Source organism: Mucilaginibacter sp. SMC90, assembly GCF_022811725.1.
In the GTDB taxonomy this organism is placed as follows: Bacteria; Bacteroidota; Bacteroidia; order Sphingobacteriales; family Sphingobacteriaceae; genus Mucilaginibacter.
In genome coordinates, this window is record NZ_CP094527.1 from 759,693 (window position 1) to 785,139 (window position 25,447).

The window sequence follows — 25,447 nt, forward strand, 5'->3', positions numbered from 1 at the left end:
GGAAAGCTTTTTTGTATTTTTATTTTTTTTCGAGGATAAATGATGAAACAGGGGTTAGTGTTCAAAAAAGGATACAAAAGAGCAGGTCTATTTGCAGGTATTGCATTGCTGGCCGCGGGCGTAGTAGGTTTTAATGACGACCTGTTTCAGATCTCGAAGAACCTTGATGTTTTCGCTTCGGTTTATAAGGAGGTTAATATTAATTATGTCGATGATATAAATTCGGCCAAATTGGTTAAAACCGGTGTTGATGCTATGCTTGATGGCCTTGATCCTTATACCGAGTTTGTTCCCGAATCGGAAATTGAAGATTATAAGCTGCATTACGTAAGTACCCAATATGGCGGTATCGGTGCCAGTATTTTTGTACGTAACAATAAGATATTTGTATCGGAGGTTTTCTCGGGTTTTCCTGCTCAAAAAGCTGATGTACATCCCGGCGATCAGCTTTTGAAAATAAATGATGTTGACCTGAACGGTAAAAATAACGACCAGGTAAGCCAGCTGCTCAAAGGCTCAAAAGGAGCCCCGATAAAACTGTTCATCAAACGCGATAACATACCTCAGCCTTTTGAAAAGAACCTGGTCCGTGATGAGATCAAGCAGCCCAACGTATCATATTTTGGTATGGTTGATGGCAATATGGGCTATATTAAACTGGATAAGTTTCTTGAAAACTCAGCAGCTGAAGTTACCAATGCCCTTACAGAACTAAAAAAGAAAAATCCCAGCGGTATCATCCTCGATCTTCGCTCAAATGGCGGCGGCATATTGCAGGAAGCGGTAAAAATAGTGAACCTTTTTGTGCAGAAAGATGTAGAGATCGTATCGCAAAAAGGAAAAATAAAGGAAAAGAACTTTACTTACAGCACTATCAGTACACCACTTGAACCCGAATTGCCCCTTGTTGTATTGGTTAACAGCCATTCAGCATCGGCAAGCGAAATTGTTGCCGGTTCATTGCAGGACCTTGATAGGGCGGTAATTATAGGGCAGCGCAGCTATGGTAAGGGCCTGGTGCAGCAAACGTTTAATTTGCCATACAATAGCCTGGTAAAAATTACCATAGCCAAATACTATGTACCATCGGGCCGTTGTATCCAGGAGTTGGATTATACGCACCGCAAAGATGACGGCAGCGTGGTGAAAGTGGCCGATTCACTTATCCATGAGTTTAAAACAAAGAATGGCCGCTCTGTTTATGATGGCAGCGGCATTTATCCTGATATCTTCATTAAACAGGAAAAGTTTGCAAACGTTACACAGGCGTTGGTTGGCAAGCTATTGATATTTGATTATGCAACCGTTTACCGCGATAAGCACAATAAAATATCAGATGCACGTACGTTTAAATTATCTGATGGTGATTACAACGATTTTGTGAAGTATCTGGCAGATAAAAACTATAGCTACACCACCACATCCGAAAAATTGCTTACCCGTTTAAAAACCGAAGCTACCAGGGATAAACAATTCAACGATATTCAGGCTGAGTATGAAGGTTTGAAAACCAAGTTAATGGCCAGCAAAAAGAATGACCTTATTCAACATAAAGACGAAGTAAAACAGGTGCTTGAAAACGAAATAGCTTCACGCTATTACTATGAAAAAGGCCGGTACGAAACCAACTTTAAATATGATAAGGAACTTGCACAGGCCGTAAAAACCATGCAGGACAAAGCTCAGCTGGCCTCTATACTCAAAGGCGAAGGCAGTTATAAAGTTATCGGTAAACCGGTGCTTGCTATGGCTGCTAAAAAAGCAGCAGATAAGGACAGCGACGACGAATAGATTGGTTATCAATCAGTCCCCTCTCCATTGAAACATTGTAACCAATTAGTTACCCGTTACAACACATAATTGGTTAAACTTTTATGTTGCGTTATTGTCATACCTACAAACAAAACAATAACACAACATGAAAAAGATAATTTTAACAGCTGCCATTTTAGTAAGCAGTTTAACTGTAAAAATAGCCAGCGCCCAAATAAGCTTAAGCATTAACATTGGCAGCCAGCCCGCCTGGGGCCCTGTAGGTTATGACCATGTAGACTACTACTACCTGCCCGATATTGATTCTTATTATGATATCAACGCCCATCAGTATGTTTATTTTGATAACAATACCTGGGTTCATGGAGCAGCTTTGCCACCACGTTTTGGTAACTATGATGTGTATAAAAGCTATAAGGTAGTGGTTAATGACCGTAACCCATGGGTTCGTAACGATGTTTACAAACGTAAATATGCCTCATACCGCGGCCGCCATGACCAGGTTGTAATTCGCGATAGCCATGACGAAAAATATCGTAATCATTATGTTGAACATAGAACTGTACGCAGGGGAGATGTAAAGCATAGGGCAAACCATGACAACCGTGGACATGATGGTCATGATGACCATGGCCACCGCAATTAAGGTTTGTATTGTTATAATTTTGATTGTTTTTATGAAGGACTGTCCCCCAAAAAGGACGGTCCTTTTTTATGGAAAATCCCTCCAATTTTGGCTGTGGATGACATTACCAGGCTTCGGCACAAAAGTTGCCGACTTATGTCACACTCAGGTTAACTTTATTGTTTATCAGTATATGTTTAGCTGTAAACAAACATTATATTCGTTATTTAGTTAACCGATTTATTGTTAAATAATTTAAATCAATTTACACTATGAAATACCGAATATCCATTTTGGCGCTGCTTGTAACCGCAGTATTAGGCCAAAGCTGTGTAAGCAGCAAAAAGTACAAGGAGCTGGATGCCAATTATACCCAGCTGCAAAATAGTACTAAAGACCTAAGCATCAAATATCAAACCAGCGAACAGGCCCTTGCAGTAGCTAATAGCCGCAACAAAAGCCTTGAAGAACAAATTGCCCTGCAAAAGTCAAACGTAACAGCTTTGCAGGATGCTTTGAACAAATGTTTGAATTCAAGCAGTCAGGGTAATGTTAACATTTCAAAACTGGTTGATGAGATCAATGCATCAAACCGTTATATTCAGCAATTGGTTAACGCTAAAAACAAAAGCGATTCACTTAATATGGTGTTAACCAACAACCTTACACGCTCATTAACTCCTCAGGAAACCCAGGATGTTGATGTAAAGGTGTTGAAAGGTGTAGTTTATATCTCTTTGTCTGATAACATGCTGTACAAATCAGGCAGCTACGAAATATCTGATAAAGCAGGCGCTACCTTAAGCAAAATTGCTAAGATCATCATGGACTACAGCAATTACGATGTATTGATTGAAGGTAACACCGATAACGTGCCTATTTCGCAGAAAAATATTCGTAACAACTGGGATTTAAGTGCTTTGCGTGCATCATCAGTGGTGCAGGCACTGCAAACCACTTACCAGGTTGATCCTAAGCGTTTAACTGCTGGTGGCCGTGGCGAGTACAATCCAATTGCGGATAATTCAACTCCAACGGGTAAAGCTCAGAACAGGCGTACACAGATCATCATAACACCAAAACTTGACCAGTTTATGGATTTGATTGGTAAAGCACCGGCAGATCAACCAACTGCGCCTAAACAGTAATTTAGTTTAATTTTGTTATTCTAAAGCCACTCCAATATTGGGGTGGCTTTTTTTTTGCTGCTATTATTGTATGTTTTTGCATACAATAATAGCAGGAGCTGCTTTTCTGGCTTAAGGCGCTAAACTCCTTTTTTTGCATCCTTGATTTTTAATTATTAGCCATAAAATGCCGCTATTTTAATTGAAAACATTGCTCATTTAATTAATACAATAACAATCTGTACTAACTAAATGGCTGTTACTTAAATTCAGTTTAGTACACTAAGGTAATGATAGCAGTGGCATTTATTTTGAATAAACAGCGCAACAGGTATTAAAACAGTTAAACCATGAGCTTTAACCATAGTCATACCTACATAACTTATTACACGCTTTATGAAAAAGATCGTTTTATCGGCAGTTATATTGTTAAGCTGCTTCACTTCAAAAATAGCTTCGGCCCAGGTTAGTGTTGGTTTAGGTATTAACATTGGCAGTCAGCCCGATTGGGGCCCTGTAGGCTATGATCATGTTGATTACTATTACATGCCCGATGTTGATGCCTACTATGATGTACCAACCCATAATTATGTTTACTTCGAAAACAATGTTTGGGTACACCGCAGGTTTTTGCCTGCAAGGTACCGCGGATATAATATGTACAATGGCTACAAAGTAGTTGTTAACGAGCGTAACCCATGGATGCGCAATGCATACTACAGGGATCATTATGCCGGTTATCGTGGCCGTCATGATCAGGTTATAATCCGTAACAGTCGCGATGTAAGGTATGCCAATCACTGGCGCGGCGGTAACCGTTATGTAAGCCGCACCGTTTATCACGGAAATAATGGCTGGCACGGCCGTAACCCCAATAGGGGAGGTGGCTGGCATGGCGGCGGTGATCACGGGCATGGCGGCTGGCACGGCGGTGGCGATCATGGTCATGGTGGTGGTCACGGTCATCATTAATAAAGATATTCATATAACAAGGTGGGCTTCCCGAAACGGAGGCCTATATTGTTTTAGCTCTTGTTTGCACCCAATTAGTAACGTTTAACATATCATAAGCGTCCTCCTTTTGCTTATGTTTGTATTTTATCAAATCCATTACTGATGTACACGCTGTCGGAAGAAAATTATTTAAAAGCTATTTATCGCCTTGCATCGCAGGGAAAGGATTTTAAAATAACACCTACTGCCATAGCCGAATCTCTTAATAACAACCCGGCATCGGTGGTGGATATGATCCGTAAGCTTACCGAAAAGCAACTGATTGAGTATGATAAAAAGAAAGGTGTTAGGTTAACGCAGCAGGGCTTAAAAGATGCTATATTAATTGTACGCCGGCATCGCCTTTGGGAAGTTTTTTTACTGGAGAAGCTGGGTTACCATTGGGATGAGATCCATGATATTGCCGAAGAACTGGAGCATATTAATGATGCAACTCTTGCCGACAGGCTGGATAAGTTTCTGGGTTTCCCGGAATATGACCCACACGGCGACCCAATTCCCAAAGCCAATGGCAAAGTGCCTAAATCATATTCGGTAAGCTTGTCTGAACTTAAACCCGGCTCGCAAAGTAAGGTTGCTGCTGTGCGTGATACCAGCAGCTCGTTTTTGCAATACCTGCAAAAACTGAACATAGGGATAGGCACAAAAATTCAGTTAATCGAAAAAATCCCGTATGATAATTCGCTGGTGATCAAAATTGAAAACCGTGAGGATACTACGGTTTCGCAAAAGTTTGGGGAAAATATATTGGTGGATTGATTTTGAGGTGAAAGGTAAAAGGCAAAAGGCTGCTTTAGCTTCGATACACAAAATCAGACAAAAAGAATAAAGATGAATAGTAGCCTCCTAAATAGGATTAGTAAAAACCTTTAACCTTTCGCCTTTTACCTTTCACCTCAAAACTAAGGTTTCCCCGTTATGGTTGATGATTGGGCAAGTTCTGCGTCTACGTCCACATCAAAATAGAGACGGTAAATTTCCCAATCGTTTTTAGGCTTATAAAACATAAAAGTGATACGTGCAGGCTGGCCTTCATGTTTAAGCAGGTAGCTGTACAATACCAGGCTGTTTGAGGCTTTACGTTGCATTATCAGGTCCTTGCCCAGGTACTTTCCTATAACGCTGCGCATGGAGTCTATTTTGACGATAAGCCCGGTAAGCCGGGTTGAATCCATCAGCTTATTGGTCTTGAAAATATCTATAACCGCGCGGGCAGTGCTTTGCTTATCATATTCTTTAAAAAATTTATCGATATGGGTTTGTACCCCTGCTACCGGGGCTGCGGCCAGTGTACTTGCAGCTGCAGGCTGGGTTTGTGCCGAAGCAGTATTCGCGAAGAATATCAGTGCTGATAATAAAGAAAATAATGGCTTAAATGCTTTAAAGTAGGTGTAACGCATGTTCAAAAAAGTTAATTTTTAAAAGTAGGTATTTTTTATAAATCCCCCAATACCGGCTGCTAAGATGATTGAAATGTGGCAATGCTGGCCCTCATTTTTTGCAAGCGACATGCCGCCTGCTTTTCCCTTTGCTGTTTGTTGAAATGACGGCGGTTTTCAGCGACCAAGTCCCGGCGTGCAGTTCCTTACCAAACAAAAAGAGCCCGGTATTTTCATATCGGGCTCTTTTGATATTTTATTTAAAAAACGATTACTTGGTAACGTACAATACTTCTTTAACCGCTTTGATCACCCTTTCAGGATTTGGCAGGTATTCCTGGATCAAAGTTGGAGCGTAAGGAAGCGGAACGTCGCCACCCATGATACGCAGGATAGGAGCATCAAGATAATCGAATGCATCTTTTTGTACTTTGAATGCAACCTCGGTAGCAATTGAACCTAAAGGCCAGCTTTCTTCAATAATTACCAAACGGTTTGTTTTCTTTACCGATTCAATAACTGTAGCGTAATCAATAGGGCGTACAGTACGCAAATCAATTACTTCAGCATGGATACCTTCTTTTTCCAGTTCGGCAGCAGCAGCAATAACCACTTTCATGATCTTGCCAAAGCTAACCAAAGTAACATCGCTACCTTCTTTAACAACTTTTGCTTTACCCAGGGGGATATAGTAAGTTTCTTCAGGAACTTCACCTTTGTCGCCATACATTAATTCCGACTCCATGAAAATAACCGGGTCCGGATCAAGAATAGCTGATTTTAACAAGCCTTTAGCATCGTAAGGGTTTGATGGAACAACCACTTTTAAGCCCGGGCAGTTAGCATACCAGTTTTCAAAGCACTGGCTGTGCTGTGAGCTAAGCATACCTGCGTTACCGGTAGGGCCGCGGAAAACAATTGGCACTGAGAACTGGCCGCCACTCATTGACATCATCTTGGCAGCGCCGTTGATGATCTGATCGATAGCTACCAGTGAAAAGTTGAAAGTCATGAACTCGATAACAGGACGTAAGCCGTTCATCGCCGAGCCAATGCCGATACCGGCAAAGCCCAATTCAGAGATAGGCGTATCTATAACACGTTTTGCGCCAAACTCGTCCAGCATTCCCTGGCTTACTTTGTACGCGCCGTTATATTCGGCAACCTCTTCACCCATCAGGTATATATTCTCGTCGCTGCGCATTTCTTCGACCATGGCCTCTCTTAGCGCTTCTCTGAATTGTATTTCTCTCATTATAGTAAAATGATGTTTTTTTGCGAACGCAAATATAAACACTAATGTGTTAAATGCAATTAACCGTGGTATTGGTTTGATTTTTAATACATATATTTTACATTTTAAATCGAAAAGGACTTAAATGAGAGGGCTTGAACGGGAAATTAAACGATGAATTATACAGTAAAAGATAATAAAGTAACGTTTGCCGGAAATATCAATGTTGATTTTGAATATCCTGTGGAGGAAGTTTTTGAGGCCGGTGATATTTTAATTGTTATATTAAAAATACCAAACGTGGTTCACTACCGTCGTAATGTTTTTGCATTTGACAGGCTGGGCGATTTTTTGTGGCAGATCAAGGATGTGCCGCTATATTATGAGGGCAAAGATTGCCCTTTTGTCGGGGCATTAATCAATGATCAACACGAATTGGTTTTATTTAACTGGTGCGATACAGCAGTAATTGTAGATCCCAGCACAGGTGATCTCATCAGGACTTACCAAACCAAATGATCTGCCTATATCTTTATCCGGATATTGATCTTATCCAGCAAACCCGTAAGCCACACCATTACAAAGGCAAATATGATACACTTAATAAGGCCTCCGGTACCTTCGCTCATGTATTCGGGGTAGCCTATCCGGCTCATTTCATATATAGGATAAAATAGGAAAGGTACTATATAGCAGGTAAAGGTATTGGTGCCGGCAGGCTCTATTACCTTAAACCAGTTGTATTTGTTTTTAACATCAACCAGGAAAATAAAAAAGGCATATACCACCAGGCTGATGCCGGTACAAATAAGTACCCATGATGGCGTATCGCGTTCTTTAGAAATGCCGCCACTGAAATAACGTACAATAAAGCCGAGGTTGAACAAGATTATCGCTATCAGGATCATGGCCACCCAAAGCATTTTCATTTCGTTGTTGGCCTTAAGGCGCATGTAGAGCACCGATATAAATACCCCTGCCATGGTAAACGATTGCATAGCACCATTACCAGCTATCCAGATATAACCTTGCAGCTTGTCGATAAAATCAAGAAAACCGAAATGAACATCGAGGTTAAAGAACATGAAGAACATCCAGGCGGCCAGCTGTATCCATAAATGTCCGTCGGAGTAATAATAGATAAGGGCGCAAAGCATGTATGACCAGCCTATCAAGCCTAAAATACCCCACCAGGTAAAATGCAGCCAGGTATGTCCGGGATCGCTGGTACGGTAAAGGGCGGCCATACCTGCAAGCAGCAATATACCAAAGCCCTGTAATAAATACCGTTTGATAGGTGGCGTATCCTTGCTGTAATCTAAAAAGATGAAGAAAAAACTGAATGTAACCAGGCTTTCCCAAACAGGTTTGGGCAGTAGTGTGGTGGCTTCATTATAGGTTTCCATATTTGCATGAAAAAAACCTATAAAAATAAGCGCGAACGAACGGCTCACTATCCGCGACAAAAGCTTGAAATTATCGCCCTGCTTTAACCTGTTTTGAAAGGCGAAGGGGATTGATAGCCCGACTATAAACAAAAATGCAGGGAAAATGGTATCGGCCAAACCCAGCGCATCAACATTTGAGCCCGCGTGTTTTAGCCATGTTGGGGTATTCGGAATGCCATCCAGGTCATTCACAAATATCATCAAAAACATTGTTACAGCGCGGAAAGCATCAATTGAACGTATACGACTCAGAAAATTACTCATTCAGACATGTAAATGCACATAGCGGCGTAAATGTTTTAATTTAACGGCAATTAAATTGAAACATTACTATTACATAGCTTTTTTTAATCTCTGTCGCGGCTCAGCTTGCTAAACAAAAGCGGATTTTCATTGAGTTCAAGTCCTTCCCGGCGGTTTTTTACAATGTGAATAGCAGTAAATAATGCTTCGCGGAATGAAATCTCCGAGGCTTGGTTTTTACCCGCTATATCATAAGCGGTGCCATGATCGGGCGAGGTGCGTACAAAATTTAAACCGGCTGTAAAGTTAACGCCCGATTCAAAAGCTATCTGCTTAAAAGGGATCAGGCCCTGGTCATGGTACATAGCCAGCACAGCATCAAACTGCAGGTAGGTACCGTTAGCAAAAAAGCCATCTGCCGAATACGGGCCAAATGCAAGGATGTTGTTTGAGCGGGCTTCCTCAATGGCAGGTATAATAATATCCTTTTCTTCACTACCGATAAGGCCGTTATCTCCTGCATGCGGGTTAAGCCCTAACACAGCAATTTTGGGTTTGCGGATCCAGAAATCATTTTGGAGGCTGCTGTTCATCAGCTTTAACTTAGCCAATATTTTTTCGGCAGTAATGCTTTCGGCAATTTTTGATACAGGGATATGTCCGGTAACTACGCCAACGCGCAAGGTATCGCTCACTAAAAACATCAGCGATTCGGCGGCACCGTCGTATTGCTGCAAATATTCGGTATGGCCCGGAAAGTTGAATTGCTCGCTTTGAATGTTATCCTTATTGATTGGAGCGGTAACCAGGGCATCTATATAACCTTCTTTCAGGTCATACACGGCACGTTCCAACGATTTAAAAGCGTATTTGCCGCCTGCTTCGGTAACCTGGCCCAACTCTATCTTCACATCCTCTTCCCAGCAATTGATCATGTTGGGTTTGCGGAAATGCGTTTGTGACGGATCATTGATCACTAAAAAGTTAAGCTCATTAACATGGGTTGCACGACGGTGAAAAGAGGCCACCTTGGTATGTCCGTAAACAATAGGTGTACAATACTCATAAATTTTGCTATCGGCCAAAGTTTTAATAATTATTTCTAACCCGATACCGTTTACATCGCCAATGCTGATCCCAATTTTTAATTTATCGCTCATTTCTTTATGTGGATTCCACCGATTAAATTATGATTTCACCGATTTTTAGCAGTGATTTCAGAGGATTTAACAGTGATGATTATTAATGGTTTATAAAAGCTTAACCAACCTTTTGCCTTTTACCATTCGCCTTTAACCTTTAATGGTTTATAAAAGCTTTAGTGTTTAAAGTAAACCTTTTACCTTTAACCTTTCGCCTTTAACCTATCTTTGCACCTGCAAATAAAAGATTTTAAGCTTACAGTTCCTGATAAAAGCACAAATATGATTTAATTTGCTCAAATATTTGATTAATAATGACATTGGTAAGGGCAAAAAAACATTTAGGGCAACATTTTCTTACTGATAAAAACATAGCAGCCAAGATAGTTGACAGTCTGAGGCCCGAAGGGCGTTTCGGCCACGTGCTTGAAGTGGGGCCGGGGATGGGCGTGCTGTCTGATTTCCTGCTGCAAAAAACTGAATACGAAACATCGCTTATAGATATTGATACGGAGTCATACGATTTCCTGAAAAAGAAATATCCGCAGTTAGGCACACGATTGATCAATGCTGATTTCCTGGAGCTTGATTTTCAAAGCATCTTCCCCGAAAGTTTCGCCATCATCGGTAATTTCCCTTATAATATCTCATCGCAGATCCTGTTTAAAGTGCTTGATAATCGCCAACAGGTGGTTGAGGTAGTGGGCATGTTCCAGAAAGAAGTAGCCGAGCGCTGTGCCGCAAAACCGGGGAGTAAGGAGTACGGCATCCTCAGTGTGTTTTTACAGGCCTACTACAAGGTTGAATACCTGTTTACGGTAAAGGCTGGCGTGTTTAACCCGCCGCCTAAAGTGCTTTCGGCGGTGATCAGGCTTACCCGAAATGATAAGCAAACGCTTGATTGCGATGAGAAACTGTTTTGGCAGATAGTAAAAGCAGGTTTTAACCAACGCCGCAAAACTTTACGTAACGCCATATCATCACTTATTAACAAAGAGAAACTAACTGATGAGCCAGTGCTTGACCTGCGTGCGGAAAGATTAAGTGTGGACGATTTTGTGAAGCTGACTAACCTGGTATCAGCAACGAGATAGGTTTAAAAAATAATTTATGGAAATTGCGTGGTAATTACATCTTATCCGTAAATTATTAATCATGAAAAAACTTATCACAGTATTAGTAGCAGTTTTTAGTGCGTTTAGTGTAATGGCGCAAGCTGATAGCACAAAAACTGTCAAGATCAAGGCTTCCGATTCGTTGTACCGCCATTTGCCTGATGCAAAGGAAAAGCAGCCGCTAATTATTGTTAACTCAAATATCATTAGCGGGCTTGGTCAAATAAACCCTAATGATATCAGTTTGTTCACCGTATTGAAGGATGGGAATGTTCCGGCAAGCCTGGCCAACCTGAGTAAGTTTGGTGTAATAATGATAACACTTAAAAAGGGAGCGAAGATTGAAACAAGCACCTTCAATGATATAAAAAAGAAGTTTAATATAAAAGGGAAAGCCAGATTTGCTATAGATGGCTATTTTGTTGACGATGAAAGCATGCTAATTTCTGCACAGGACATTAACGAAATAAACCTAACCTGGAAAAAGAATAAAGACGCATCATCAGATGTTACAATCAATATATGGATGCTGGTGCCTGAAGCCCGCAAAGGAGGTGTGTATAGATCGAACCCCAACGCTAAACCGGGTGAGATTTATATAAGAGGACAGGCATCAAAATAATTTTATTCCGGATAAAATCTTTTCTTTTGCTGCTCGTCATACTATAATATATGTACGCCTTTATTTTAGCACTGCACTCCCTTATCCGCTGGTTTGTTTTAGCCAGCTTACTATTTACCCTCTATCGTGCTTATGCCGGATGGCTTGGTAATAAAGCTTATTCAAAATTTGACGACCGGGTGCGGATTATCACCGCTACCATTGCCCATATTCAATTAACCGTTGGGCTTTGGCTGTATTTTATTAGTCCGATAGCCAATTACTTTATCAGCCACTTTAAAGAAGCGGTGCACGAGCGGCAGATCCGCTTTTTTGGTATGGAGCATATAACTATGATGCTGATTGGCATTACGCTGATCACCATAGCTTCGGCAAAAGCTAAACGGAAAACAACTGATCAGGAAAAATTTAAAACTATGGCTATCTGGTTAACCATTGCCTTACTGGTTATATTAAGCTCTATCCCATGGTCTTTTTCACCGTTGATCAGTCGACCGTTGTTCAGGCCGTTTTAGTGCGAATTGATTTCTCGCAGAGGTGCCATAGCCGTTAACTTAAGGGCGCAATTTGGCTCAAGCCCTTTAAAATCCCCTCTTGAGAGGAGGCGCGAAGGAAAAAGCGGGAGGAGGGGTGTGTTATACAAGCGATAAGCCGCTCGCAGACTAACACCCCCCTCCACCCCTCTCAAGAGGGGAATCGCACATCCCCACGCATTTGAGGAGTTTTTTTCATTAAATTAACGGCTATGGCAGAGGTGAAAAGAAAAAACTTCGCGCCTTTGCCATAGCCTATATTAATTGCGTCGTCATCAGCTGCCTACCATCAGGTCTCATCTGCAATTCGATCATTTGTTTGCAAATAGACCTCAACTTAAGATGACAATGTGTTAATTAGTACGTACTAAGTCCGAAATCGAACATCCGAAATCCCAAATCAAAGCACCTGGTTAAATTCCAGCCGCTCGCCATCAGGCCCGGTGATGTTGAAATACTTGCAGCCATTTTTCCAGAATTGCAGAAACACAGGCTCGGGTTCAAGAATGTTTAAACCGGCCTCCTTAATAGTTTTAAAAGTAAGTTCGATATCATCAACATCAAACGCCACATGATCTACATGGCCGTTTGAGCGTGACCGGATCTCTGCTAATGAGGCTTCCGGAAGTTGATATAGCTCCATGATCATATTGCCGCGCTGCATCATTATGCAGGTACCTGTTCCATCGTTATCTGTAAACGGAGCCTGCATTGCGTTACTAAAGCCCAGCAGGGTGTAAAATTGCTGTGATACTTCAATGTTGGTTACCGGTATGCCTATATGTTGTATGCCGTTAATTGCTAAATTTATAACGTTTGTCATGTTGATAATCAGCTATTTGTTTATGCAGCTAATATACATTTAAACATACGTAATAAACTTAGGTTGGGCGGTTGTGTATTGACCATTATCATCCGGTCATCATTTTACACAGCCTTAACACATTTGATGTAAATTGCTGTTAAACTTGCACCAATTAAAACATATTAATGAAAATCGGAATTGTTTGTTACCCAACCTTTGGCGGAAGCGGGGTTGTTGCCACCGAACTTGGTAAAGCTCTTGCAGACCGCGGTCACCAGGTTCATTTTGTGACCTATAACCAGCCGGCCCGGTTGGATCTCTTTTCTGAAAATTTATTCTATCACGAAGTTTCGGTTGCCAACTATCCGCTGTTCGATTTTCCGCCCTATGAGCTGGCCCTGGCAAGCAGGCTGGTTGATGTGGTGCGCCACGAACAGTTGGATGTATTGCATGTTCATTACGCCATACCCCATGCTTCGGCTGCGTTTATGGCAAAGCAGATATTAATGACCTATGGTATTTATATCCCGGTAGTAACTACGCTGCACGGTACCGATATTACATTGGTAGGTAAAGACCGTACCTTTAAACCGGTTGTAACTTTTTCAATAAATCAAAGCGACGGTGTAACAGCTGTATCGCAAAACCTTAAGGACGATACCTATAAGTTTTTTGATATAAAAAAGGACATCCTTGTGATCCCTAACTTTATTGATCTTACCAGGTTCAGCCTTAAACCTAAAGATCATTTTAAGAAAGCCATTGCCCCATCGGGCGAAAAGATCCTGGTGCATACCTCCAACTTCCGTAAGGTAAAACGTACCGAAGATGTGGTTAAGATCTTTGCTAAAGTGATCAAAAAAATCCCTTCTAAATTACTGATGGTAGGCGATGGGCCGGAACGTTCCATGTGTGAGCAGCTTTGCCGCGATTTGGGTGTTACAGATAATGTGCGCTTTTTGGGTAAGCAGGATGCTGTTGAAGAGATCCTTTCGGTATCTGATTTGTTCCTGATGCCATCACAATCAGAAAGCTTTGGCCTGGCAGCGCTTGAAGCTATGGCTTGTAAAGTGCCTGTGATTAGTAGTAACGCGGGTGGTTTGCCCGAATTAAATGTTGACGGCTTAACCGGATTTTTGAAAGATCCGGGCGATGTGGACGGCATGGCCGAAAAAGCAATATTTATTTTGGAAGATGAAGAACGTTTAGCTAAATTTAAAGAAAATGCGCTGGCGCACGCCAAAGAGTTTGAATTGTCGACCATTTTGCCCAAGTACGAAAACTTTTACCTTGAGGTAATTGAGCAAAGCAGGACTAAGGCTATTTAACCAACAGTTGTAATAAACCTGATACAATTCTAAAAATATTCTTAAAAAGTTAAATTTTATCGGTTTCGTTAATTAATTTAGTTTTTCACTCCTAAAAGTTAAAACTTATGGCAAAGCACACACTAAAAAGCGGACAACTCCTTAAGTACATCGGAAAAAAATGGAAAAACCTTCACATAGGCCATCCATTAAAATTTATGGGGTACGATGGGAATGGTTTCGCCGACATCTGGGTGGAATACCAGGGTAAATTAATGCTTCTGGCACTTAAGGATGTGGAAACACTAAGCGTAGCTTAAGTAGAATAACTTGAGCCGGTTGGTTCAAACCAACCTGGAAAAATAGCCTTACTCATGCATTCGTGCTAAGTAAGGCTATTTTGTTTTAATGAGTTTTAAGGAGGAGGCACCTACGGAGCCAGTACATGTGCTTCATTTTTCTATAAACATGGTACTCCTACGGAGTTTGAACGGCAGGTTCACAAAACTCCGTAGCTGTACCCTGTTTATAGCCTGCGCAATTGAGAGATATTCGGCTCCGTAGGTGCCTCCTGTTTGTACATTGTCTAAAGTGACTTCCCAGGGAAATTGCTTTTAATAATGTATGCCGATAGGAAGCGAATGAATAATAAATTTTTACACTAATTTTTTCGAACTAATCGAATTACACGAATTTTTTAATTGATTAAATTTGAAATTCGTGGCATTTGATTAATTGTGGTAAGTATGAAAAATAATTCGTGTAAAAATTTCTTACTTCGATTTTATTAAACACATTAGATTATTAAAAAAACGATTTTCCTGAGCGATTTTCCCTATTTTATTTTTAACAAAAGAAACCTATCTTAGCCTCATCAAAAGGAAATGGTGTCTTCCTACTTAACCGCCCTAAAAAGCTGATGGCGCCTACAGATAATTAATTCACAGGCTTTGCCCTGTGCTAATTTTTTGTGGGTAAATAAATATCAGCATTATGCAAAATCAAATTTTTTCTTCTCAGCATTTCGCAATCCTTAAAAACGCTCTCCGGTGGACGGTCATTGTTATTCCTATTGCAGTTGTTATAGGCAGCGCTGTAGCTTTGTTCCTGTGGCTTTTGAGTTGGGCCATTCATTTTCGGTTTGCTCATAACTGGTTGCTGTATTTGTTGCCGCTGGCGGGTATCGCCATATACTTCATCTATAAAATCTTCGGCGGTTCGGCAGAAAAGGGGAATAATTTAATTATTGACGAAATTCATAATCCTGGCGGCGGCGTTCCTAAGCGCATGGCCCCATTAGTGCTGATCACTACTATTATTACGCATTTGTTTGGCGGTTCGGCCGGACGCGAAGGTACAGCAGTACAAATGGGTGGGAGCTTAGCCCAAATGATAGGTAAATGGCTTAAGCTAAATGAAGCCGATACGCAAACGGTACTTACCGCAGGTATAGCAGCGGGTTTCGGAGCTGTGTTTGGCACACCATTAACAGGTGCTGTTTTTGCTATGGAAGTATTAACTATTGGCCGGGTGCAGTATAGCGCCTTACTTCCATGTCTTATTGCAGGCATTGTTGGTGATGTTACGGTGGCCGCCTGGGGTGTTCATCATACGCCTTACCATATTGATATTATCCCTGTTATTCCGCATTGGTTTTCGGGCTATATTTCAACTGATCTGTTGCTGATCATTAAAACTATAGTAGCTTCTATCGCTTTCGGGCTGGCCAGTTACCTGTTTGCGAAAATGGTTCACGGTATTAAAAGTTTTTTTTTCAAACACGTAAAAAAGCCCTGGCTTATCCCATTTATCGGCGGGCTTATTATTATTGCGCTTACCTTTATAAATGGCAAGCCCGATTATTTAAGTTTAGGTGTAGATGCCGAACATGTGGGTGCTGTTACTATTCCATCAGCTTTCCATGCCGGCGGTGCCGATACCTGGAGCTGGCTTTGGAAAACCATTTATACCACCGTAACCTTAGGTACAGGTTTTAAAGGCGGCGAAGTAACGCCGTTGTTTTATATCGGCGCTACTTTGGGCAATACCTTATCCGGCTTGCTCAATGCTCCTGTAAGCCTGTTTGCTGCTTTAGGTTTTATTGCAGTTTTTGCGGGAGCAACCAATACTCCGTTGGCCTGCACTTTTATGGGCATAGAGCTTTTTGGTGGAGAGCATGCGCTTTTGTTTGCCATAGCCTGTTTCACTGCTTATCTTTTCAGCGGGCATACGGGCATTTACGGCTCCCAAAGAATAGGGGTAACTAAGTCAAATGATGGCCCGGCCGATGATAAAACACTTTCAGATGCCATGAAAAGGCGCGGGTATTTATATCAGAAACTGGCAAAATATAGTTTCCTGAAAGGGAATGCGTAAGCTTTCTATTTAGTAGCCGTAACTATAATGTAAGGTGATAATAATTTAGATTCTATAGGAACGATTTTGGTGAAAATCTTACCCGCTATCCAAACCATTTTAGTAATAGTTTTAGCTACGGCTGGTTTCTTAGCCTTATCCTCCAGCCAAACAGAAAATTTACCGTAGTAGTAAGCTTCAACATTTTTTAGTCCCAGTTCTTTACAGTAACTGGCCAGCAGAGTAGGATCCATGCTGCTGATGTTATGCTTTTCGTAATTATGGAGATCGTAGTTGCGCTGCACCCAGCCATTAACACCGGTAAAGTTAGGTAGGGTAATGAAGAGTGTGCCGCCGGGCTTCAGAAACGAAAGGTGTTTTTCAATGATATCTTTGGTATCGTTAAAATGCTCAATCAATCCGCATGAAAGCACCAGGTCATATTCGGTTTCGGGTTGATATTTGAACAGATCGCCTTCAATAACCGCTACGTCCCGGTCATTAAGTTGGTTAACATCCAATACTTCCTTTAAAACTTTCGGATGAACATAAAAATCAAACAGTGTAGTTTTGAGCCCGAAATACTTTTTTAAAAAAATAGCAAAATAACCAGGAAAGCCGCCAAGTTCAATAGCGGATGCCGGTTTATTGGTATCGATGATGTTTTTTAACAGCTTATGAAAGGTATAGTTAGCAGGCACATTAAAAGCCAGGTCTTTTTTTGATTCCCAATAACCGGCCCAAAATGCCTTGTCGGTGAGTTCGTTGCTCATGGTTGCAAATGTATAAAAAGTAGGCAGTATTCGGTAGGCAGTGTGCAGTTGGTAGTTTTCATTGTACAGTGAGCAGCGAGTTAATAAACGGAAATGTTTAAACAACTTACAGTCGCTAACCGGGTACTGACAGCTGCTAACGGGGTACTGCCCGCTCAAACCTGCTTACTGCAAAGTATTAAAACCATATCCTTCCTTACTCCAAACTTCAAGGGCCCTTGGCAACACGTATTCCAGCCGTTTAAAAGCTTTGATACTATCGTGAAATACGACCATCGATCCTGCTTCGGTATGCTTAAGCACCCCTTTTAAACAAACTTCGGGTTCAAGCGAAATATCAAAATCACCGCTGAGTACATCCCACATAAAAATATTCAGATCGGGTTTGGCAGCTTTCAGCGCGCGGGCCTGGGCCCTCTTTATTCTTCCATAAGGCGGGCGGAACAGGGAGGTATTCAGTAATTTGTCAGCCTGTAAAAAATTATCGAGATAGGTTTGAGTGTCGGTTTTCCAGCCTTTAAGGTGATTGAAAGTATGATTGCCAATAGCATGGCCGTCGGCTTTTACCTGTTCAAAAATATCGGGGTGTTTACGTACATTGTCGCCAATGCAAAAAAAGGTGGCTTTGGCATTATATTGTTTTAAAATATTTAATACAGCGGGTGTAACAATTGGTATAGGGCCGTCGTCAAAAGTGAGATAAATGCAACGGTCAGTTGATCTTATATCCCAGGTAAGTTCGGGATAAAGCTTTTTCAGCAGCCAGGGAGTTTTAACCAGGTACATACAGATGAGGTAGTTTGTGTTTTATCCCTATTAACAACATTTAACAAAAATAAACACTGCAATGTAATGAACAGTTGCTTACCATTGTATAGAAAAACCTTATGAAACTAAAATTACTACTATCAGTTAAAGCAACGCTCATTTGCACAATTTTATTTTCGGTATGCGGTTTTAATGCCGGCGCACAGGAAGTAATAGGTTTGCAAAAAGCGGTAGACCTGGCCCTTGATCGCAACCTTACTATCAAACAGGCCGAATTTACAGCCGCAATAACCAACGAAGACCTTAAGCAGTCAAAATATAACCAACTGCCTAACTTAAATGTTAGTCCGCAGGGATCATTCAATTTTGGCCGTAATATCGACCCTTCAACCAACTTATTCAGTAACCAGCGTATTTTAGCCGTTAATGGTAACTTTACCTCGCAAGTTACCCTGTTTCAGGGTGGGCAATTACGCAATACTGTAATTCAGAATAAAATTTTGCTTGATGCCGATAAAACCAATGTTGCCAAGGTAAAAAACGACCTTATCCTAAACGTGGTTACCACCTACCTGCTGGTATTAACCAACCAGGACCTGGTGACTGCTGCCCAACAACAAATTGATGTATCCAAAATAGCTTTAGACCGTGCCCAGAAAAGCTTTGACGTTGGCAATCAAACCCTTGCCGATCTGTCGCAGGCCAAAGCACAGCTATCAACTAATGACCTGAACTATACCAATGCCGAAAATCAGCTGGAGCAATCATTGCTGACTTTAAAGCAATATATGGAGATGGACCCCGGCACTGATATTAAAGTGGAAAGGCCCGATATCAGTAAGCTGAATAACGTTAAAACTGTGTATGATGCACAGGAAGTTGTTAAAACCGCTATGGCTGTAAACCCTGATGTGTTACTGGCTGAAGAACGTCAGAAAGCTGCTGCGCAGGGTGTTAAAATTGCAAGGGGTAATTATTATCCGTCTGTAGTATTATTTGGCGCTGCTGGATCATACTTTTCTGATGCTAAGAACACACCTTTTGGTGCTACGCCAACCGGTAGATTTGATACTGTTGGTTTTGTACAAAATTCACAACAAGCGGTTGTGGTGCCTAATTACAAAGTTGGTTTCAAGAGTAATCCGTTTTTCAGGCAGCTGAGTGATAACTTTAACCAATCGGTAGGAGTAAGCTTGCAGATCCCTATTTTTAATAGGTTTCTGTCGCGCACTGCCGTTAGGAAAGCAAAACTGCAGAATCAAAATGCCGAAGTTACAGCACAGCTGGCACGCAATAACCTGAGCAAGATCATTTACCAGGCTGTATGGGATTTGCAAGCCGCCGATAAACGCTATCAATCGGCAACGCAAACCTTCAATGCAAATAAAGATGCGTTTAACATTATACAGCAACGCTACACTGTGGGCCTGGTTAACTCGCTTGACTATAACACCTCGTTAACCAACCTCAACAAATCGCAGTTTGATATGATTGAGGCGCAATACCAGGTGATTTTCAGGAGCAAAGTCATTGACTATTATTTAGGCAACCCTATAACACTTTAATAAAATCTTAACCGTAAAATATCCAAATTCACCGTCATGGGAAAAACTACTAAATATATTCTGATAGGTCTTGGAGCACTGATTGTCCTGCTGATCATTGCTAAGGTAACGGGCCTAATAGGTAAGCCCGCGCTAACCCAGGTAGCTACCGAAAAGGCCGAAACACGTGAAATAAACGAAACAGTATCGGCCAGCGGAAAGATCAAACCGCATGTTGAGGTTAAGATAAGCCCTGAAGTTTCAGGTGAGGTTGTTGAGCTGCCAATTAAAGAAGGTGATGTGGTTAAAAAGGGCCAGCTGCTTTGCAAGATCAGGCCGGATATTTTAAAATCAGGTTATGACCGGGCCATTGCATCATACAATACACAAAAGGCCAGTGTGGGTAACTCAAGCCAGATGCTTAAGCAAGCTGAAGCAACTTATGCTAACCAGGCTGGTATTTACAAACGCAGTAAAGAGCTTTTTGATAAAAAGGTATTAACTATTTCGGAATTTGAAAATGCCAAAGCTGCATATGAAGGCGCTAAAGCATCGCTTGAGGCTGCCAAACAAAATGTAGTAGGGTCACAATACGGTTTGGCCCAGTCACAGGCATCGGTTAAGGAAGCGCAGGATAACCTGGCAAAAACCACCATTTACTCGCCGGTTGATGGTGTTGTTTCAAAACTATCTGTTGAAAAAGGCGAACGTGTTTTGGGTACCCAGCAGTTTGCCGGTACCGAGATCATGACTATCTCTGATTTGAGCAAAATGGATGTTAACGTTGATGTGAACGAGAACGATATCAACCGGATCTCTCTTGGCGATTCATCAAAAATTGAGGTAGATGCTTTTTTAGGAAAGAAATTTACAGGTGTGGTAACTGAAATAGGTAGTTCGGCAAACGTAGTAGGTACATCTGCCGATCAGGTAACAAACTTCACTGTTAAGGTGAGGATCAATGCCGAATCATATGCAGCCCTGTTGAAAAAAACGGCAGATAACCCGTCGCCGTTCCGTCCGGGCTTAACTGCTACTGTTGATATCAGCACCAATTCGGCCAAAGCACTATCAGTACCAATTCAGTCGGTAACTACCCGCGAGGAAAAGAAAGAGGAGAACGGCCCGCCGAAAGCAGATGACGATAAAAGCAAACCACAAATTAGCCCTGTAGCTAAGGAATATGTATTTGTATTGAATGCAGGTAAACTGAAACAGGTACAGGTAACCACCGGTATCCAAAATGATAGCTATATTCAGGTGTTGTCTGGCCTTAAGGGTGGCGAAGAGGTTGTATCAGCGCCATATTCGGCCATTTCAAAAACGCTTAGTGATGGCCAAATGGTTCAGAAAGTTGATAAATCAAAACTGTTTAACGCAGATAATAATAAGTAATTGATTTTAGATGTGCAGATGATAAGTTAGAATTTAGCGCCCGGCGAAAGCCGGGCGTTTTTCGTTTTATTATACAAATGTCATTGCGAGCGCAGCGCGGCAATCGCACGGAGGCAGAGCCGCTCTGTATAATATGCGATTGCTTCGTCGTCCCTCCTCGCAATGCCATGTGTGGTTTCCATTCATTCGCCAATCTGCATAATATTTCATTAATTTGCTTTGCCGTTTAAAATCAGGCAGCGATATTTCTATTATTTATTGATGGATAAAAAATTAAACAAGATCACAGTTGTTGGCGGAGGGAGCTGGGCTACGGCCAATATCAAAATGCTTATCGACAACACTTCCAAAAAGGAAATTTTTTGGTGGATGCGTAACGCAGAAGCTGTGGAACATCTGCAAAAGTTTGCACGCAACCCGCACTACCTTAGTTCGGTTGAGATCAAGCTTCCCGAACAAAATATATCTACCGACCTAAAACCCCTTATAGCGGCTGCCGATATTGTGTTGCTTAACGTACCTGCTGCTTTTTTAAAAGAAGCACTGAAAGGTATTACTGCTGCCGATTTGAAAGGGAAAAAGATAGTATCGGCTATAAAAGGTATTGTACCCGACGAAAACCTGATAATTGCCGAATTTCTTCATCAAAAATACGATATATCGTTTGATGATTTTATGGTGATCAGCGGCCCATGCCATGCCGAAGAAGTGGCGTTGGAAAAATTATCATACCTCACAATTGCTTCCGGAGATACTGAACTGGCGTCGCAGTTTGCAGGCATGATCAATACCCGGTACATCAAAACCAATATATCTGACGATATCTATGGCACCGAATACGGCGCTGTTTTAAAGAATGTTTACGCTATTGCCAGCGGTATTTGTCATGGTGTAGGCTATGGCGATAACTTTCAGGCAGTGCTTATATCAAACGCCATCCGCGAATTGGAACGTTTTGTGGCCGCTGTACATCCAATCGACAGGGATATTAAAGAGTCGGCATACCTTGGTGATTTGCTGGTTACTGCGTATTCGCAATTTAGCCGTAACCGCACATTTGGCAATATGATAGGTAAGGGATATACCGTAACATCTGCCCAATTGGAAATGAATATGGTTGCAGAGGGTTACTATGCAGTAAATTGCCTACACGAGGTTAATAAACAATATGGGGTAAGTATCCCTATTTGTGAGGCCGTTTATGCTATTTTATATCAAAAACGCTCACCTGTGATAGAAATGAGAAATTTGGCCGAAAAATTGAGTTGAATTTATTAAATGAAACTTAATTACTGTCACTTATGAAAAATCTATTTAAAGTAGCCTTGTTTGCTGCGGGTACATTTATGGTTAACCCCGGCTTTGCTCAAACACATAAAGATTCGACCCTTGGCGGTAAAATCAGCAAAACCACAAAAAAAATAGGTCACAAAACATCGGAGATTGCCGTAAAAGGTGCAGCTGCGGTAGCAGATAAAAAATACGCCGGCAAGGTTGGCCCTAATGGCGAAACCATTTACATAGATAAAAATTCACATTATTTTTATGTAGATAAGAAAGGTCATCGCGTATACCTGAAAAAATCTCAGCTGGTTGATAAACCTGCTCAATAGTTAAATTTGACAAAGGCATAGCCGTTTTAAAATCCTGATCCGTCATGAAAAAGTTTGCTCCGATATTTGCTGCAGTTGCAGGTATATTACTGATATATTCTTGTTCAACCGCACCGGCACCCAATAAACAACTGGAAGGTAACTGGAAATCAAAAGATGGTTCAACCAAACTTTCCATAACCGACAAGAATTTTATTATGGATGACGGACAGGCCAGTAAAGAAGATTATTTTGTAAAAAATGATACCATTTACACCTCATATCAAGGGAGCAGGCCTTATACTAAGTTTTGCATTAAGGAACTTACCGATGGTAAACTGACGCTTTGTTATCCTGATTCGGATATTGTTGAATTTAGCCGTTAAACAACAAAAGCCTTTATTCCCGTATGCAGCGGTTAAAAGGCTTTGTTAACAAAACTAAACTAAAACTAATGCTTCTTACTAAAGGAAGCTCATGAAAACCACCCTGTGAGTTTTAAGTCTCAAGTCGTAAGTTCTAAGTCTAAAGTTCATCGCTTTTCTACTTTGAACTCAAGACTTTCGACTCCGGACTTAAAACCCACCCGGTGGTTTGTAAATTAAAATCTCCTTCTGCGTTCAGGGCGATCTTCGCGAGGTTTGCCGGAAAAATCACGGAAACCACCACCACTGTGTTCGCGCTTTTCGCTGCCACGGTAGCCACCGCCTTCACGACGTTCGCCACCACGGTAACCGCCTTCGCGACGATCTCCGCCACGGTAACCACCGCCTTCACGACGTTCGCCACCGCGATATCCACCTTCACGGCGCTCACCGCCACCACGGTTATCACTGGTACCTTCTCCTGAAATTTCTATCCTTACAGGACGACCTTTATGTTCGGCTTCTTTAAAGCTGGCCATCACTTTATCAACGTCTTCGTTCTGCACTTCAAAGAAAGAGTACACACCTTTAACATCGATCTTACCTACGGTACGACCGCTTATTTTGGTGGTGTTACAAATGTAACCCAGCAAATCGCCGCGGTTAAATTCGTCAACTGAACCTAAGTTTATAAATAAACGGGTAAAGTTGCCACGTACGCCGTTACCGCGTTCGCCACGATCTTCAAACCTGTTACGGCCTTCTTCAACGCTGGCATTCAGGTCGGGAGCGTTTTTGTAATAATCAAGGAAACGGTTAAACTCAATTGAAGCAAAGCGTTTAATGAAATCCTCTTTAGTGAAATCTTTAAATTCCTCGTAAATACGTGGTAAGTATTGATCAATTTGCTCTTCGTTTACAGTTACGTTGTGTACTTTGTGAACTATAGAGAATAATTGTTTTTCGCAAACGTCAAAACCTGTAGGGATTTCGGCTTTTACAAACTTTTTACCAATAACACGCTCAATCTGGCGAATCTTACCTAATTCTTTAGCGTTTACGATAGAGATTGATACACCTGTTTTACCTGCACGGGCTGTACGACCGCTACGGTGAGTGTAATTTTCAATTTCATCAGGTAATGAATAGTTAATAACGTGTGTTACGTCGTTAACGTCGATACCACGGGCTGCAACGTCAGTAGCAATTAACAATTGCAGGCTGCGCTCACGGTAGCGTTTCATTACTTTATCGCGTTGTTGCTGTGAAAGGTCACCGTGCAATGAATCGGCATTATAACCGTCTTTGATCAGTGATTCAGCAATTTCCTGGGTTTCAATTTTAGTACGGCAAAATACGATACCAAAAATGTCAGGGTTAAAGTCAACAATACGTTTAAATGCGGCATACTTGTCACGGGCACGTACTATGTAGTACTCATGCTCGATATTGGCATTGCCGGTGTTTTTTGCGCCCATGGTAAGCTCAAACGGATTATCCATGTACTTTTTGGCAATCCGCCTAACTTCTGCAGGCATGGTGGCCGAGAATAGCCAGGTTTTTTTCTCTTCGGGTGTGGTAGATAAGATACTATCAATGTCTTCCTGAAAGCCCATATTGAGCATTTCGTCAGCCTCATCCAATACTACATACTTCACAGCCGAAAAGTCGATAGCCTTACGGTTTATGATATCAAGCATACGACCAGGTGTAGCAACTACGATCTGCACGCCGCGTTTGATCTGGCGTAACTGATCCATAATGCTTGCACCACCATAAACGGCAACAACGTGTACGTTGTTCATTTTTTTGGCGTAATTCTTAATGTCGTTCGCGATTTGTAAACAAAGTTCGCGTGTTGGGCATAAAACAAGTGCCTGTGGATGATTTTCTTCGAAATCAAGCAGTTCCAACAGTGGTAGGCCAAAGGCAGCAGTTTTTCCGGTCCCGGTTTGGGCTAATCCGACAAAATCGTTGCTGCCTGTTAACAATACCGGGATTGACTGCTCCTGGATTGGTGTAGGATTTTCAAATCCTAACTCAGAGATGGCATTAACAATATCATGACGGATTCCCAGTTCAATAAATGGGTTGTTCATGAATTAAAATAACGAATTTGACAACATCGTCAAATCGGGCGCAAAGATAGTGTTAATGTTTTGTAATTACAATAGTGAAATCAATATGAATTGATGCTTTGTTGTTTTATTGTGAATTTGGTGTTAATTGATTGAAAAAAAATAAGTTAATTATTGATTTTGCAATGCATCCGCTTCTTTTTTAAACCT

The 25,447-nt window shown here is 41.5% G+C and carries 25 protein-coding genes and 1 riboswitch; of the genes, 17 read left to right on the forward strand and 8 right to left on the reverse strand.

The features are described 5' to 3' along the window. The first annotated feature begins 39 nt into the window (after positions 1-39). From MTO98_RS03365 to MTO98_RS03385, 5 genes are all read left to right on the forward strand, one after another. Positions 40-1,791, forward strand: coding sequence for a S41 family peptidase (locus MTO98_RS03365; protein ID WP_371825401.1), 1,752 nt, complete (start codon positions 40-42; stop codon positions 1,789-1,791). Between the two features lie 127 nt (positions 1,792-1,918). Beyond that, positions 1,919-2,419 (forward strand): hypothetical protein, encoded by a 501-nt coding sequence (locus MTO98_RS03370; RefSeq protein ID WP_243485221.1) that lies wholly within the window; start codon positions 1,919-1,921, stop codon positions 2,417-2,419. A 251-nt stretch (positions 2,420-2,670) separates the two neighbouring features. Further along, the gene (locus tag MTO98_RS03375) at positions 2,671-3,546 is read left to right on the forward strand and encodes a flagellar motor protein MotB (protein WP_243485222.1); all 876 of its coding nucleotides are present in this window, start codon (positions 2,671-2,673) and stop codon (positions 3,544-3,546) included. Positions 3,547-3,921: 375 nt separating this feature from the next. After that, positions 3,922-4,497 carry a hypothetical protein gene (locus tag MTO98_RS03380; RefSeq protein WP_243485223.1) on the forward strand — a complete coding sequence of 192 codons (576 nt, stop codon included), beginning with the start codon at positions 3,922-3,924 and terminating at the stop codon, positions 4,495-4,497. A gap of 144 nt (positions 4,498-4,641) precedes the next feature. Beyond that, on the forward strand, positions 4,642-5,298 hold the full coding sequence (locus MTO98_RS03385) for a metal-dependent transcriptional regulator (protein ID WP_243485224.1): 657 nt from the start codon (positions 4,642-4,644) through the stop codon (positions 5,296-5,298). Between the two features lie 143 nt (positions 5,299-5,441). Here the strand turns inward: MTO98_RS03385 and MTO98_RS03390 are convergent, their stop codons facing one another. Both MTO98_RS03390 and MTO98_RS03395 read right to left on the reverse strand, forming a co-directional pair. Next, positions 5,442-5,939, reverse strand: a complete 498-nt coding sequence (locus tag MTO98_RS03390) for a hypothetical protein (protein WP_243485225.1) — start codon at positions 5,937-5,939, stop codon at positions 5,442-5,444. 250 nt (positions 5,940-6,189) lie between these two features. Then, positions 6,190-7,173: a pyruvate dehydrogenase complex E1 component subunit beta gene (locus tag MTO98_RS03395; RefSeq protein ID WP_121233488.1), complete on the reverse strand. Its 984-nt coding sequence runs from the start codon at positions 7,171-7,173 to the stop codon at positions 6,190-6,192. A 153-nt stretch (positions 7,174-7,326) separates the two neighbouring features. Between MTO98_RS03395 and MTO98_RS03400 the strand changes: the two genes are divergently transcribed. Beyond that, positions 7,327-7,671, forward strand: a complete 345-nt coding sequence (locus MTO98_RS03400) for a hypothetical protein (RefSeq protein WP_243485226.1) — start codon at positions 7,327-7,329, stop codon at positions 7,669-7,671. Positions 7,672-7,676: 5 nt separating this feature from the next. Here the strand turns inward: MTO98_RS03400 and MTO98_RS03405 are convergent, their stop codons facing one another. Continuing rightward, a complete protein-coding gene (locus MTO98_RS03405) occupies positions 7,677-8,864 on the reverse strand; it encodes a DUF5009 domain-containing protein (protein WP_243485227.1) in 1,188 nt (395 codons plus the stop codon). An 83-nt stretch (positions 8,865-8,947) separates the two neighbouring features. After that, positions 8,948-10,003, reverse strand: coding sequence for a 4-hydroxythreonine-4-phosphate dehydrogenase PdxA (pdxA, locus tag MTO98_RS03410; protein ID WP_243485228.1), 1,056 nt, complete (start codon positions 10,001-10,003; stop codon positions 8,948-8,950). A 296-nt stretch (positions 10,004-10,299) separates the two neighbouring features. On the opposite strand from pdxA, the gene rsmA reads away from it, so the two are divergent. From rsmA to MTO98_RS03425, 3 genes are all read left to right on the forward strand, one after another. Beyond that, a complete protein-coding gene (gene rsmA / locus MTO98_RS03415; protein WP_243485229.1) occupies positions 10,300-11,079 on the forward strand; it encodes a 16S rRNA (adenine(1518)-N(6)/adenine(1519)-N(6))-dimethyltransferase RsmA in 780 nt (259 codons plus the stop codon). A 61-nt stretch (positions 11,080-11,140) separates the two neighbouring features. Further along, positions 11,141-11,722: a hypothetical protein gene (locus MTO98_RS03420; RefSeq protein ID WP_243485230.1), complete on the forward strand. Its 582-nt coding sequence runs from the start codon at positions 11,141-11,143 to the stop codon at positions 11,720-11,722. A gap of 50 nt (positions 11,723-11,772) precedes the next feature. Continuing rightward, complete coding sequence (locus MTO98_RS03425) at positions 11,773-12,237, forward strand: hypothetical protein (RefSeq protein ID WP_243485231.1); 465 nt, start codon at positions 11,773-11,775, stop codon at positions 12,235-12,237. A gap of 418 nt (positions 12,238-12,655) precedes the next feature. Here the strand turns inward: MTO98_RS03425 and MTO98_RS03430 are convergent, their stop codons facing one another. Then, positions 12,656-13,078 carry a VOC family protein gene (locus MTO98_RS03430; RefSeq protein WP_243485232.1) on the reverse strand — a complete coding sequence of 141 codons (423 nt, stop codon included), beginning with the start codon at positions 13,076-13,078 and terminating at the stop codon, positions 12,656-12,658. A 167-nt stretch (positions 13,079-13,245) separates the two neighbouring features. On the opposite strand from MTO98_RS03430, the gene bshA reads away from it, so the two are divergent. The 3 genes from bshA (at position 13,246) to MTO98_RS03445 (ending at position 16,743) form a co-directional block, all read left to right on the forward strand. Continuing rightward, positions 13,246-14,388 carry an N-acetyl-alpha-D-glucosaminyl L-malate synthase BshA gene (gene bshA, locus MTO98_RS03435; RefSeq protein ID WP_243485233.1) on the forward strand — a complete coding sequence of 381 codons (1,143 nt, stop codon included), beginning with the start codon at positions 13,246-13,248 and terminating at the stop codon, positions 14,386-14,388. Positions 14,389-14,495: 107 nt separating this feature from the next. After that, positions 14,496-14,687, forward strand: coding sequence for a hypothetical protein (locus tag MTO98_RS03440; protein WP_243485234.1), 192 nt, complete (start codon positions 14,496-14,498; stop codon positions 14,685-14,687). Positions 14,688-15,238: 551 nt separating this feature from the next. Continuing rightward, positions 15,239-15,303, forward strand: a riboswitch (Fluoride riboswitch). A gap of 57 nt (positions 15,304-15,360) precedes the next feature. Further along, on the forward strand, positions 15,361-16,743 hold the full coding sequence (locus MTO98_RS03445) for a voltage-gated chloride channel family protein (RefSeq protein ID WP_243485235.1): 1,383 nt from the start codon (positions 15,361-15,363) through the stop codon (positions 16,741-16,743). 5 nt (positions 16,744-16,748) lie between these two features. Here the strand turns inward: MTO98_RS03445 and MTO98_RS03450 are convergent, their stop codons facing one another. Continuing rightward, entirely contained in the window at positions 16,749-17,495 is a 747-nt protein-coding gene (locus MTO98_RS03450) for a bifunctional 2-polyprenyl-6-hydroxyphenol methylase/3-demethylubiquinol 3-O-methyltransferase UbiG (protein ID WP_243485236.1), read from the reverse strand. A 165-nt stretch (positions 17,496-17,660) separates the two neighbouring features. Further along, positions 17,661-18,281 (reverse strand): polysaccharide deacetylase family protein, encoded by a 621-nt coding sequence (locus MTO98_RS03455; RefSeq protein WP_243485237.1) that lies wholly within the window; start codon positions 18,279-18,281, stop codon positions 17,661-17,663. Between the two features lie 101 nt (positions 18,282-18,382). Between MTO98_RS03455 and MTO98_RS03460 the strand changes: the two genes are divergently transcribed. The 5 genes from MTO98_RS03460 to MTO98_RS03480 all read left to right on the forward strand — a co-directional run bounded on the left by MTO98_RS03460 (position 18,383) and on the right by MTO98_RS03480 (position 23,180). Further along, the gene (locus tag MTO98_RS03460) at positions 18,383-19,828 is read left to right on the forward strand and encodes a TolC family protein (protein ID WP_243485238.1); all 1,446 of its coding nucleotides are present in this window, start codon (positions 18,383-18,385) and stop codon (positions 19,826-19,828) included. Between the two features lie 36 nt (positions 19,829-19,864). Further along, complete coding sequence (locus tag MTO98_RS03465; RefSeq protein WP_243485239.1) at positions 19,865-21,202, forward strand: efflux RND transporter periplasmic adaptor subunit; 1,338 nt, start codon at positions 19,865-19,867, stop codon at positions 21,200-21,202. Positions 21,203-21,463: 261 nt separating this feature from the next. Next, positions 21,464-22,471 carry an NAD(P)H-dependent glycerol-3-phosphate dehydrogenase gene (locus tag MTO98_RS03470; protein WP_243485240.1) on the forward strand — a complete coding sequence of 336 codons (1,008 nt, stop codon included), beginning with the start codon at positions 21,464-21,466 and terminating at the stop codon, positions 22,469-22,471. 32 nt (positions 22,472-22,503) lie between these two features. Continuing rightward, positions 22,504-22,815, forward strand: a complete 312-nt coding sequence (locus tag MTO98_RS03475) for a hypothetical protein (protein WP_243485241.1) — start codon at positions 22,504-22,506, stop codon at positions 22,813-22,815. Positions 22,816-22,859: 44 nt separating this feature from the next. Further along, positions 22,860-23,180: a hypothetical protein gene (locus MTO98_RS03480; protein WP_243485242.1), complete on the forward strand. Its 321-nt coding sequence runs from the start codon at positions 22,860-22,862 to the stop codon at positions 23,178-23,180. Between the two features lie 215 nt (positions 23,181-23,395). Here the strand turns inward: MTO98_RS03480 and MTO98_RS03485 are convergent, their stop codons facing one another. After that, positions 23,396-25,258: a DEAD/DEAH box helicase gene (locus MTO98_RS03485; RefSeq protein WP_243485243.1), complete on the reverse strand. Its 1,863-nt coding sequence runs from the start codon at positions 25,256-25,258 to the stop codon at positions 23,396-23,398. Positions 25,259-25,447 lie beyond the last annotated feature (189 nt).